General features: G+C 53.8%; 19 protein-coding genes. All 19 read left to right on the top strand.

Annotation, left to right across the window (positions count from 1 at the left end):
* The coding region (locus tag NZ453_RS21475; protein WP_263773037.1) for a hypothetical protein at positions 1 to 429 on the top strand (429 nt) is incomplete at its 5' end.
* Positions 430 to 554: 125 nt separating this feature from the next.
* Positions 555 to 1,028 (top strand): hypothetical protein, encoded by a 474-nt coding sequence (locus tag NZ453_RS21470; protein WP_263773036.1) that lies wholly within the window; start codon positions 555 to 557, stop codon positions 1,026 to 1,028.
* Between the two features lie 33 nt (positions 1,029 to 1,061).
* Entirely contained in the window at positions 1,062 to 1,655 is a 594-nt protein-coding gene (locus NZ453_RS21465; protein ID WP_263773035.1) for a hypothetical protein, read from the top strand.
* Between the two features lie 61 nt (positions 1,656 to 1,716).
* Positions 1,717 to 2,229, top strand: a complete 513-nt coding sequence (locus tag NZ453_RS21460) for a hypothetical protein (RefSeq protein ID WP_263773034.1) — start codon at positions 1,717 to 1,719, stop codon at positions 2,227 to 2,229.
* Between the two features lie 101 nt (positions 2,230 to 2,330).
* On the top strand, positions 2,331 to 2,621 hold the full coding sequence (locus NZ453_RS21455) for a hypothetical protein (RefSeq protein ID WP_263773033.1): 291 nt from the start codon (positions 2,331 to 2,333) through the stop codon (positions 2,619 to 2,621).
* Positions 2,622 to 2,809: 188 nt separating this feature from the next.
* A complete protein-coding gene (locus NZ453_RS21450; RefSeq protein ID WP_263773031.1) occupies positions 2,810 to 3,199 on the top strand; it encodes a hypothetical protein in 390 nt (129 codons plus the stop codon).
* A gap of 89 nt (positions 3,200 to 3,288) precedes the next feature.
* Positions 3,289 to 3,858 carry a P-loop nucleotide/nucleoside kinase family protein gene (locus NZ453_RS21445; protein WP_263773030.1) on the top strand — a complete coding sequence of 190 codons (570 nt, stop codon included), beginning with the start codon at positions 3,289 to 3,291 and terminating at the stop codon, positions 3,856 to 3,858.
* Positions 3,859 to 3,875: 17 nt separating this feature from the next.
* Positions 3,876 to 4,631 (top strand): hypothetical protein, encoded by a 756-nt coding sequence (locus NZ453_RS21440; protein ID WP_263773028.1) that lies wholly within the window; start codon positions 3,876 to 3,878, stop codon positions 4,629 to 4,631.
* Between the two features lie 101 nt (positions 4,632 to 4,732).
* A complete protein-coding gene (locus tag NZ453_RS21435) occupies positions 4,733 to 5,413 on the top strand; it encodes a hypothetical protein (RefSeq protein ID WP_263773026.1) in 681 nt (226 codons plus the stop codon).
* Positions 5,414 to 5,518: 105 nt separating this feature from the next.
* Entirely contained in the window at positions 5,519 to 5,992 is a 474-nt protein-coding gene (locus tag NZ453_RS21430; RefSeq protein WP_263773025.1) for a hypothetical protein, read from the top strand.
* Positions 5,993 to 6,206: 214 nt separating this feature from the next.
* Positions 6,207 to 6,458 (top strand): hypothetical protein, encoded by a 252-nt coding sequence (locus tag NZ453_RS21425; RefSeq protein WP_263773024.1) that lies wholly within the window; start codon positions 6,207 to 6,209, stop codon positions 6,456 to 6,458.
* Between the two features lie 91 nt (positions 6,459 to 6,549).
* A complete protein-coding gene (locus NZ453_RS21420; RefSeq protein ID WP_263773023.1) occupies positions 6,550 to 7,176 on the top strand; it encodes a DJ-1/PfpI family protein in 627 nt (208 codons plus the stop codon).
* Between the two features lie 131 nt (positions 7,177 to 7,307).
* On the top strand, positions 7,308 to 7,787 hold the full coding sequence (locus NZ453_RS21415; RefSeq protein WP_263773022.1) for a cupin domain-containing protein: 480 nt from the start codon (positions 7,308 to 7,310) through the stop codon (positions 7,785 to 7,787).
* 109 nt (positions 7,788 to 7,896) lie between these two features.
* Positions 7,897 to 8,322 carry a YciI family protein gene (locus tag NZ453_RS21410; RefSeq protein WP_263773020.1) on the top strand — a complete coding sequence of 142 codons (426 nt, stop codon included), beginning with the start codon at positions 7,897 to 7,899 and terminating at the stop codon, positions 8,320 to 8,322.
* Between the two features lie 43 nt (positions 8,323 to 8,365).
* Positions 8,366 to 9,058 carry an aspartate/glutamate racemase family protein gene (locus NZ453_RS21405; protein WP_263773019.1) on the top strand — a complete coding sequence of 231 codons (693 nt, stop codon included), beginning with the start codon at positions 8,366 to 8,368 and terminating at the stop codon, positions 9,056 to 9,058.
* Between the two features lie 65 nt (positions 9,059 to 9,123).
* Positions 9,124 to 9,453 (top strand): DHCW motif cupin fold protein, encoded by a 330-nt coding sequence (locus tag NZ453_RS21400; protein ID WP_263773017.1) that lies wholly within the window; start codon positions 9,124 to 9,126, stop codon positions 9,451 to 9,453.
* A 168-nt stretch (positions 9,454 to 9,621) separates the two neighbouring features.
* A complete protein-coding gene (locus NZ453_RS21395; protein WP_263773015.1) occupies positions 9,622 to 10,251 on the top strand; it encodes a DUF2239 family protein in 630 nt (209 codons plus the stop codon).
* 203 nt (positions 10,252 to 10,454) lie between these two features.
* Positions 10,455 to 11,099 (top strand): LysE family translocator, encoded by a 645-nt coding sequence (locus NZ453_RS21390; protein ID WP_263773014.1) that lies wholly within the window; start codon positions 10,455 to 10,457, stop codon positions 11,097 to 11,099.
* A gap of 81 nt (positions 11,100 to 11,180) precedes the next feature.
* The gene (locus NZ453_RS21385; RefSeq protein ID WP_263773013.1) at positions 11,181 to 11,654 is read left to right on the top strand and encodes a YbaK/prolyl-tRNA synthetase associated domain-containing protein; all 474 of its coding nucleotides are present in this window, start codon (positions 11,181 to 11,183) and stop codon (positions 11,652 to 11,654) included.
* Positions 11,655 to 11,928: the final 274 nt, after the last annotated feature.

The following is an 11,928-nucleotide window of genomic DNA, read 5'->3' as shown; positions in this document are numbered from 1 at the left end:
ACGTTGGGCATCATGAGCAGCGAGTCGGACTTGTCGTCGTCTGAAGGCGAAGCAGTACGCATTCCACAGAAGCTTTGGAGCGTGATGGAGCCGCGCCTCAGAGCCTCACTTGACGAACTCGAAAGGTACTCGCCAATGCAAAAGGAGGGTGCGCTTAAGTACGGGCTACGCATCGGCCTTCGCTTGCAAGATGGAACCGTGAAAGAGCAAGTCACAGTTGATTGGAACGGCTCCATCATCAACGAGTGGTACGAAGAGTTCGGCATTCGTGGCGAGGTTTACCAAGCTCCTCGGTTCAAGACCGCCGATGTAGAGTCTTGGGGCATGTACAAAGGGTACTGGGCGCCAACATGGAGCGAGTGGTTTGGCCGCAAGAGACGGTGGCAGGTCTTCGCTTATGCCGATGGTCAGTTGGGTGAGCCATCATGATGCCCAACCCTTCCATCAACCGGACAGTCAAAAAGCTGCGCTTTTTGCCCGCCGGTTATGTCAAACGTTAGAACTCTTCACATATGCATTCCCGAATTCAATTCATCCTGGCTTTGACCTTGATAATGTTCGCCAAGACTGCAGGAGCCGATCAAGTCAGCTCGGATCAACCTTCTAAACCAGAGATGGAGATCGAGGCTTCGCTATTGACACATGGCTATCAGGATTGGAGCGTCCATATCACGCGAACCGGACGCGCATACTTTCACTATTCCAACATGAATCCTTTTGGACTCATCAGCGGAGAGTTCTTTCTCGATCCAGATATTCTTATGTCATTGGCTAAAGAGGCGCAGGCGTATCAGTTCAATGAACTCCCTAAGGAGATTAAACCTGCGCTGCTTCCTGTCCACGCGCCAACTTACTCTATAGAAATTCGACTGGACGCTACTCGGCATAGCGTTCAGGTTTTCCATCCCGCAGGCCTCGACCAATCTGCCGAACTTGATCGCTTCTCGGCGGTTTGGGACGCTGTATGGAAGCAGTTTCCCCTTAAACCTCTGGGAGTTCTAACATCTCAGTCAACCCGGACGCGCTAAAGCGCGCCGGTTACTTCAAACGTTAGCCGTCTTATGCCGCCAGCACTCGCAATTTCTCTCAACGGCACGGAACTGGTCACCATCTCGTCTGATGGTCTCAACATTCTCAGCGTGCGAGTTTTCGGAGACCGCATTACCCCAGACTTCGCGAACCTCGACGTAAGTGGTGGACTTTACGGGGAAGAGCAAGATCAGAAACACCTGATCTGGGAGCCTGACCGCATCATTTCCCCCGGAGACGAAATCGCCGTAACTCTGCTGGAAAACGCGACCACGTCGCGTCCTGGAAAGACCATTGAGGAACTCTACCCCGAGGACGAACAACCGCATGAACCGTGGCAACCAATCGAGCAAGTGTTTCAAGATCTCGCGCAACGCCCCATCGTGCGCGAGCGGTTCACCTTTAACGTCAAACCTCCGTCCGGCCCGAGTATTCACGCAGAAACCCTTCCCAACGACCACAGTTTCGGCTTCTCCGTCACATGGGTGTGGTTGCATCCCGAACGAGCGCGGGTGTCCTTATCCTCCAACACACTTGAGGGCATTGCAAAACGGGAAGGGGTTTCAACTCATGCGGAGTTTCGGTTGCAGTACGGCCAGCGTGTTCAGTTCCATGTCGACGGCTAACCTCTCAATCCACCGGACCTGCGCGAAAAGCCGCGCAGGCCGGTGATTTCCAACGTTAGAAATGATCTTTCGCCTTGGTGGCTTCGGCCTTCTTTGTATCGTGGGTTTATTCCTACTTCGGGATGCACATCCCTATTACTCGTTTGGCCTTCTCTTTGCCTATACAGGGTTTTCCATTTGGCTACTTTGCACGTCTCGCCACCGAGCCAGCGATGAAGTCACATCTTCGCAAACCTCTGTCCGTCTTGGAGAGTGGCCAACAACTCGGTCAAATCATCGCGTTGTTGGGCTCTTGCTTCTTGCGTTAGCCGCCGTTCCTCTGTTTTTTGTGCAGTCTGCCCAATACAGACCAACGGCTCTTTCTGTTTCTATTTGTCTATTTGGTTTGTTCGTGCTCTATGTTGCCAGAACGGCTTTGCGCTTTGGCTATTTTCCAGATACGCCCAAAGGGCGCGGCGTGTCCAAATCGGCCGACCCACTGCAATATTGGATAACGGTTGCACTCTTCGCCACCATTGGTACATCACTGCTTTATGTTGGCGTCACCAGAGCGCTGAAGGTGCTATTTCAATGAGAGTCATTTCTAACCCGGCGCTCAACCTCGTTCGCTTCGCTCACTGGACGCTGCGCGATAAAGCCGCGCAGCGCCGGTTAGCTCTACGTTAGGCACCAGCCATGAGCGTCTCTGAAGATCCCAGAATCTGCCCAAAGTGTCTGAGCAACGCACACGTCAGAGAAAAAACTCTTCTTATTGGTGCGGCAAGTCCGAGAAAAATCTTTGGAGCCGCTGAAGAGCGAGCCGGTTACCAACGCAAAGACCAATTGGCGGTTGATGAATGCAAAACCGAGTTCTTGCAAGAAGGGCCTCTTCAACAATTTATCAACGGTTACTATTGCGAAGCATGTGGCATCGGTTTTGTTCCAAACAGCATTGCCAATGGCCCAATCTGGCCCCAAAGCAGCTAGCTACGCGCCATGCCTAACATTACGGTCAAGGCCGTTCCAGCCTACGGCTTCCACTGGACGCCCCGCAAGCGGGGCGCCCCTTACCTACAACGTTAGGCAACATGACAATCTCCCTTGCGCCATCTCGAATGTATGGTCACTGGCTCCATTGCGAGCCCAAAGTTTGCGAGTTCCAGCACGGTGAAACGATGATTTACGTCAGCTACAACGACGACAACCCAATGCATTCACGACTGGAAATTGCTCAGAAAACGATAAATGCAGCGTTTGGTGAGTTTGAAAATGTGCTGGCGTTTGCTGCGCATATCTCGGAGCAGCAGAACCCCGTTTTCTGGCAAAACGCGAAACGCATATCTCTCAAGCAACGCCCTCTTATTGTGTTTAGCGTTCGCTATCCATTGGAAAGCGACCTCCCGATCTACGAAATTTCTTGGAATCCAATTTTCGAGCCGGAATCCGGGATCGCGCTGTCTGAGGAATGCATAGAAGAGGCTATACAGATTGAAGAGCTTCCCGAAGACGACAATTTTATCTACGTAAAGCGTTTAGGCGCGTTCCAATATGAGCAAGTTGCCTAACACTGCGGTCAAGGCCGCTCCCTTCGGTCGCTGGACGCTGCGCGATAAAGCGCCGCGCAGCGCCCCTTACCTCCAACGTTAGGCATTTCATGTACACCGGTGTCATTCTTATCAATGGCCCATCAGCAACGGGTAAATCTTCTGTTGCAACTGAGTTACACCAGTTGTGTCCGACGTCAGTTCACATTTCTGGTGACGCCCTTCGATTGTTTGCACCAATCGAAGCCAAAGCCATTCTTGGAGCAGGTTCCACATACAGAGCTGCGGCTACACTCGCCAATTTCTATCTTCAGTCTGGTGCAAGTACCGTGATCTTCGACTATGTATTTGAAAGTCCAGTCCAAGTTGGTCATTTCAGCGGTTCGCTCAATCCAGCGATCGCCTGCCAAATGTTTACTCTTTGGGCTCCACTATCAATGCTCGAAGCTCGAGATTCAACGCGTAGTGAGGCAGCACGGCAAGGTGAGCGCGTCTCTCAAAGCCTTGTTGCAATGCAGCCGCATCTATCTAACCTCGGTCGGGTAATCGACACGTCCGACAAATCGATTCCGGAGGTCGTTCAACATATCAAGAACCATCTCTACGGCATACAATGCCTAACCCGTCATTCCACCGGACCTGCGCGAAAAGCCGCGCAGTCCGGTGAATTCAGACGTTAGGCGTATAAGGAGTACTGATGTTCGGTTTCGGGAAAAGAGCCAGCTACGAAGAGCGAATCAGAACCGCGCTGAATGAAAATCGAATCAAAGAAGCCGAGAGTATCGCTCGCGCAGCCTATCTTGACGGAGAATCTGAAGAGCATTTGTTGGCATGGGTTGCCGCTTCAATGTTCGAACGAGGAATTTCACCTGCCTTTGATCTTCTGGAAGCGTTTGTCACTCGTTATCCAAATTCACTGCATCTTCCGAGAGTCTACCTTGCCGATTTGTTCTCTCGTTCTTCACGATTTGATCAGGCAACTGATTTAGCGCGCTATTACTTGAGGCAAGCCAAAGACTCAGGAGCGCTTCCTGATCTATCAAGCAAACGCATCTTGCAAGACGGGGTGTCTCGCGCTTTCTTACTGATTACTTCAGCATATACAACACTCGGAGCTCGTTCATATAGCAGGCGATTACTTGAATACGGCCTTAAGTTTGAGTTAGCAGATAGATGGAAAGACATTATCAACAACGAGCTTGTTCAACTTCTTCAAGAACTTCAGAGCGTTGCGGCTGTTGAAGTTGATAAGCAATGGGAGCGGCTATTTGCAACAGGATTTGGTGCAGACGCGTTATACAAGAAGTGCATTGATGAGGGCTTTCCGTGCATGGCAAAGCGAGTTGATCTTTTGGAGGCAAACTTCAGGTTCAACGCCACCTTCAAAGTTGATGAAGCAGAATTCTTTCTGATCGTAATGGAGTCCAATCGCGAGGAGTCATTACTTTGCTGACGTGTACGCCTAACCCATCATTCCAAGGGACGCGCCGCGACAGGACCGCGTCGCGCCCCTGAATTCAAACGTTAGATGTCATTAATCTGCTTCGTATGCAAATGAAACTACTAATTGCCCTAGTCACCATTGTTATTAGCGGGTGCGCCGTTAATCCCGTGCAAGTCGCCGAGTCGAATACGCCGTTAGCGCTTCCAACCGGAGCTGATGCGAACCCAATCGAGTTCCGGAAGATCATGACGAAGATTCCGCTCGGACAGCAGATCGGCCAATTCCAACACGGCTGGTGGTGCGCCCCAGGTGCAACAATCACATGGCGAGGTGGCCGGCTCAATATCACCGATGAAGAACTGACTGAGACATTTCGTAAGGAACTTGAGGCAAATAACTATCCAGTAGTTGGCGATCCTTACGCCCTCTTTGGCGATCCTTATGTTTGGAAGGCCGAGATACTAGTTGCGGGGTTAGTCAATAAGGTCGATATCAAGGTCTGCTTTCCCTACTCTGGTAGCCCGAATATCGATATCGGAAACACAACCACGCTGAAGGGTGGCGTTTACATGCGCGTTGCATGGCAGATCTACAGTCGAACCGCTGGCAAGGTCGTTCACGAAGTCACAACCGAGGGTTCATATAGTGCGCAGGAAGCCGTTCCCGTTGGCCTTCCGGTGTTTCTGAGAAACGCCTTTGCTGCAAACGTCAAGAATTTCCTTGCGGATTCTGGTTTCCGCGATTTGGTGCTAAAGCCTTCGTCCGCAAAGCGAGACCTTAGGTCGCTCTGAGCATGACATCTAACATTTCGTTCGAGAGGGACGCTACGCCGGCAAGCCGGCTTCGCGCCCCTCAACTCAGACGTTAGGGCGCTCATGACTGATCGGATTCGGCGCATGTATAACGAAGCCCGAGATCGCTTGCACGACGCCGATCTCTTGGCGTCATCGCTAGACACGCACTCCGACTCGCAGGCAATCATTCGTATTCTTGCCTTCGAGGTTCTATTGAAATGCGCTCTCCTTGTTGCGAATCAAGAACCAAAACAGAGTCACAACTACAAAAACCTCTGGCTTGGTTTACCTGGCTACGCTCGAAAGGAAATTTTGGCGGTTGCCTCGGTACGAATGCCTGGGCACGCTGATCTTTCCAAGGTCGAGAAACTTCTCGTCTGGTACCAATTCATCTTTGAGCGCGCCCGCTACCACTACGAGTTGTACGACGAGTATTCGCTTGCCGAGCAACACGAGCTTGGGCAGTATTGGATTGAAATTGGTGCTCCTACTGAGGAAGCTGTTGTCCAGTACTACCCCCTTGAACTCACGTGCTTAATTGCGGGCCTCAATGCTTACGTCGAAAAGGCGCTCTAGCACTGCGGTCAAAGCCGGTCACCTCTACGTTAGAGCACTCATGCCGCCGTCCATCGGATCACTTGTGCTGCTCGGTGCCGTTGTATGGTGTGCTTGGCATCTCGTAAGGCGCATGCGCGATCGAGCGCTTCGCCGCAGTGAAGAGGAGCGGTTGTCTTCCCTTAGTACCTTGATCACCTGTCCTACATGCCACCGACCACTCACGATCGAAGGCATGTTGGATACATCGGTATTCTTTGCACCAGGGGCGATCGTCTTCGATTGTCCCAACTGCCATGACCGCCCTTACTTTGCTCCTTACGAGACGTTCATTGAAACGGGATCGCTGGCCGCCGCACCCGTTGTTGATCCAATCCCGAAGGCAAAGTTTGGCTATCCGGTGGGTTTCAATATGACGTCGAGCGTTGACGATGGGGTTCTAACAATCAGCATCGGCGAGAGATCATGGAGCATTCGAAAAGTATGAGAAAAGAGTGCTCTAGCCCTGCAGTCGAGCGGACTTTCGCGAAAAGCCGCGCAGGCCGCTCACTTCCACGTTAGTTGCTTCGGAGGTTCCTATGAATTTTGGGATTCTTGTATTCAACGAGGTCGAAGAACTTGATTTTGTCGGGCCGTGGGAGATGCTCACCATGTGGAGGAAAAATGCCAACGGCCCAGAAAATTGCATCATTGTCGGCCAATCGCTTGATCCAATCGTTTGCGCAAAGGGTTTGTCAATTAACCCGCATGCGTCGTTTGCCACGTGCCCTCCGCTTGATTACCTGCTCGTTCCAGGAGGCCAAGGCACGCGACGGGAAGTCAGCAACTCAGCACTAATCGATTTCGTTGCCAACCAAGCAACGAACTGCAAGGCCGTCTTATCCGTTTGCACCGGTTCCTTTGTGCTGCACGCTGCAGGGCTTTTATCGGGCAAGAAAGCAACAACTCACTGGGGCTCGCTGGACCGTTTGCGAGCGCTTGGTGATGTCACGGTCGTTGAGCAACGCTACGTGCAAGATGGCAACATATGGTCCTCTGCCGGTGTTTCTGCCGGCACTGATCTTATGCTCGCATTTATCGCTAGCGTTGACGGTGAAGCCGCCGCAGGCAAAGTCCAATTTGCTTCAGAGTATTACCCCTCTTTGGTCAAATATGGTGGCTTTGAAAACCATGCACAAGCTCCTGCTTATATCAAGAGCACCTAGACTGGCGCTCGATCCCGCTCCTGCCGTCGCCGGACACTGCGCGATAAAGCCGCGCAGCGCCGGGTAGTTCCACGTTGGCTAACCATCCTTTTCCATCCATTCAGCGCTCGCGAGAAAGGAGTTGAGCCACCATGAGCAATGAAACGAACAAAACCGCCGCACATGCGACGGATATTCCGCCTCGCACAAAACCGTCAAACTATCCCGAGCCGTTTGCGTCTCGAATGAATGGCCGGGAGAAGCGGCCGCTTGGAGATTTCTTCGGACTCACCAACTTTGGGGTGAATCTCACCCGGCTCGGCCCGGGCGCAGTTTCTGCTCTTCGCCACGCTCACACAAGGCAAGACGAGTTCATCTACATCCTAAAAGGTCGCCCGATACTGCAAACCAACGAAGGCCGCACTCAGCTGACCCCGGGCATGTGTGCAGGCTTCAAAGCAGGAACTGCGAACGCGCACAACCTTGTCAATGAGTCTTCTGAAGAAGTCGTATACCTAGAGGTGGGAGACCGCCTGCCTGGTGATGAGTGCAGCTATCCGGATGATGACCTCAAGGCTGAATTGGTGCAGGGGAAATGGCAATTCACGCGCAAGGATGCAACCCCTTACTGATCCCTGGGCAAATAGCGAAGTGTGCGATTCAACCTGGCTACAGCTGTTTGCGTAGTGCGGTAGCGGGTATACGGCACGCAATCTAAAAAATGGAGCAATCGTCAGCTGGATGACCTGCCCGGGCATTCGCGAGACTCGCGTATGCCATGTGCGTTTTCGGCTCGTCTGTCGGTGGCTAAACGCCAAGACCTACAGTACGATCATCGTTTTCCCCGGTCACAGACCGCTACCCATCGAGTTCGCCATGTTCCTCATTCTCCTGAACTACGTTAGACCACTTGCTGAAGTCGATCGCTTTGTCGTTGCGCATCGCGAGTTCCTCGAACGCAACTACGCTGCGGGTCGTTTCGTCATTTCAGGACGGAAAGAACCGCGTACTGGAGGCGTCATCCTCGCCAATCTCGCTTCGCGCGCCGAGGCTGAGCGCGTCATCGAAGAAGACCCGTTCAAGCGTGAAGGTGTCGCCGAGTACGAGATAATCGAGTTTGTCGCCTCGATGGCCGCTCCGACTCTCGCCAACCTAAAAGAAGCCTAGACGACTCTTTCCTGGTGAAAGAACGGGCACTTAGGAGACATCTTTGAAGACAATCGGGTTAATCGGCGGAATGAGTTGGGAATCGACCGCGTCGTATTACAGAATCATCAACGAAGACGTCAAGGCTCGACTGGGCGGGCTTCATTCAGCCAAGGCCGTTCTTTACAGCGTCGACTTTCACGACATCGAACACTTGCAAGCGACCGGCAACTGGGAGGAAGCGGGCCGTGTTCTTGCCGAAGCAGGCAAATCGCTTAAGCGCGCTGGCGCCGATTTCATCGTCTTGTGTACGAACACGATGCACAAAGTCGCAGACGCAATCGAAGGTGCGGCTGGAATTCCACTGTTGCATATTGCCGACCCGACGGCCGTGCGAATCAAGGCGAGTGGCATAAAGACTATTGGTCTCCTCGGAACCCGGTTCACGATGGAGCAGGATTTCTATTGCGGTCGGCTGCGCGAGAAGCACTCGCTCAATGCCATCGTGCCGGACAGTGAAGACCGAGAGTTCGTGCACCGCGTCATTTACGACGAGTTGTGCTTGGGCAAAATCGTCGAATCGTCGCGGACACGCTACCGTGAAATCATCGCCCGACTTGTGGATCGCGGTGCCGAGGGCATCATTCTTGGTTGCACTGAAATAGCCCTTCTCGTTTCGCAACACGACTCGCCGGTACCGGTCTCTGATACGACGCAAATTCACGGCGAGAGCGCTGTTGACTTCGCGCTCGAGTAATTCCGATTGCGATGTAAAGACTGAGGCCGGCAGTATTCTCTCCTGCGCGTCAAGAAGACAACGACATGAATATCGACAATCTCCCGTTTTCCACCACCGATTGGAGTCAGATACCGCCTACCGAGCACAAAGGGGAAAGCGGTTCCGCCTTTTGGCGTACGCGGCAGTTCGGCTCCATTCGCGTACGCATGGTCGAATACACGCCTGGATACCTCGCCGATCACTGGTGCTCCAAAGGGCATATTCTGCTCTGCCTCGAGGGCGAGTTGCATACTGAACTGAAGGATGGGCGCACTTTCGTTCTCACGGCGGGAACGAGCTACCAAGTCGCGGACAACGCTGAGCCTCATCGTTCGTCCACCACCACTGGCGCCAAATTGTTCATTGTCGACTAACTGGAGTTGCTGTCTCGCCGACGATCGTTTGCGTGGAGCTGAACAGCAAGTATTGAGAGAGCAGCTTGTGCCCCTCTGCTTTCGAGTGCGCACCAATTTTACCCGGATATTATTTGACCAACCTATTTTTATCCGGGTAAAATACATCTCTTCATAAGGGAGATACTCATGGATGCAAACTCAATTCCGACGTGGATCGCCTTCGCCAGCAACAAGCGCCTCGCCTCGGGCACGCCGCGCGATGTTACCGGTGCGGTCAAGCGCTACGCAGACGAGAACCCCGAGGAAAGCGTTTTGGTCTTCGACTTACGAACCAGCACACCGATCGAGCTCGACCTGCGCGGCTCGCTATCGGCAGTGCTCAGACGGCTTCCCCCGGAAACGTCAAACCCGTCTCTAGAGGCTCAAACAACCGAAAGCACCACTTCAGAAAAATCGCCGGGCCGACCGAAACTCGGCGTGGTGGCTCGCGAGGTCACGTTGCTGCCTCGCCATTGGGATTGGCTGGCCGCCCAACCCGGAGGAGCTTCTGTGGCTTTGCGCAAGTTGGTGGAGCAGGCGCGCAAAACGGCTGCCGAATCCGACCGGCGCCGCCAGGCGGTGGAAGCCACGAATCGTTTCATGACCGCCATGGCGGGAAACAACGCGGGTTACGAGGAAGCCTGCCGCGCGCTATTCGCCGGCGATATCGAAGCGCTGCGTCGCCGTATAGCGCGGTGGCCAGTGGATATTCGCTTGCATGTCTTGATGCTTGCTGAGGTCGGTATCGGTAAAGCATCCGAAGAAGCGCACGCCTAGCAATACGTTGTCCGTAACGGCTGGCGACGGTAATGACAATGACAGTCTGTCATTAATCGCGCGCCATCACTTTCCAATTGAGTTGCCGTCTATCGGGGGCCATTCGACTTTTGCCAGTCATACTGCACCAAGGTAAAACCAGGAAAGCAGGGAGAACCGACCGGCCACCGAGATATAATTTCGCTTTTGCCCGCGAGAAAAAAATGCAGGAATTCTCGGCGTTTCTTGGCATCGTTCTGGCCATTGCTTTGGGTGCCGTTAGTCCCGGACCGAGCTTCGTGGTGGTTGCCCGAACAGCAGTTTCCGCATCGCGCGCAGATGGCCTTGCTGTCGCGCTGGGCATGGGCGCAGGAGGCGTTCTCTTTGCGGCCGCCGCCCTATTGGGATTGCATGGCCTCCTCCTCGCCGTACCTTCCCTCTACGTTGTGCTCAAAGTCCTTGGTGGCCTGTACCTGGCGTACCTAGGAATACGAATCTGGCGCGGTGCGAAGCGACCGCTGCCCATAGCCGATCTTTCAGGCAGCCCAGAAGCGCGCCGCTTCGCGACTCAGTTCAAATCGCTCGCGCTCGGCCTGACCACACAATTAAGCAACCCCAAAGCCGCCATCGTTTACGCTAGCGTTTTTGCTGCCTTCCTGCCGACAGCACAATCGGCCGCATTCGACGTGGCGATCGTGAGCACCGTTTTTGTAGTCGAGGCCGGTTGGTATGTCGTCGTTGCGCTCGTCTTGTCGTCGGAAGGCCCACGCCGCGCTTATTTGCGATACAAGGCTTGGATCGACCGTGCCGCCGGCGGGTTGATGATGGCGTTAGGTGCCAAGCTCGTGTCGTCCGCGCAGGCAGTCTAGGCAAATGCGAGTTCGAGTTTCCCGTCTCATGGCTAGCCCCGCCTAGGCCCGCCCGCGAGATCTTTTGTTTTGTGTTATCTCATGTTTGAACAACTAATCAAACTTCTCGACGCTTCCGCTGCGAGGTATCGCGTCATCGAGCATCCCGCCGAAGGAAGCTCGGAACTGGTCGCCGCCATTCGAGGAACCAAGCCCGGCCAGGGTGCGAAGGCCATGCTCTGTCGCTTGAAGGAACATCCGGAAACAATCGTTCTCTCCGTCCTCCCCGGCGACCGAAAAGTCGATTTCAAGAAAGTTGGCCAAGCGGCCGGAGGAAAGAAAGCGACTTTTGTGAGCCCGGAGGAAGCCACTGCGCTCACTGGTTGCGCCATCGGTGCCATTCCCCCGTTCTCCTTCCACCCCGCGATCAAGCTTGTCGTCGATCCCAAGCTCATCGAGGATTTCGAGGAAATCGCCTTCAATGCCGGAAGGCTCGATACGTCGATCGTGCTCAACTCCGAGGACTACGTGCGCATCGCCAAGCCGGCGCTCGCCGAGATTACCGCCGACTTATAGATCTGATTCAATCGACGCGTTCCGCAGAATCACAAGAATATGCTCTCGGAAATTCACAGCTCTGTTTGCCGATCACGGAGAAGTTCTTTCATTACGACGCTAAGCGCTTCTTCCCATCGCCCGCGACGTTTCGGGCTTCATTCGCGAATCGCCGCTCGCACCCGCTGCGCCTTTATCGCTGCGGTGCTCACTCTATCGGGCTGTGCATCGACGCTCGCGCCACATAACGCACCTCTACCTACGCCGCTCACCGCGAGCAATCAGTACTCTCCCG

Origin of the sequence: Propionivibrio soli, assembly GCF_025770765.1 — a bacterium.
In the GTDB taxonomy this organism is placed as follows: Bacteria; Pseudomonadota; Gammaproteobacteria; order Burkholderiales; family Rhodocyclaceae; genus Propionivibrio; species Propionivibrio soli.
This window is presented reverse-complemented; position numbering and strand designations above follow the sequence as displayed.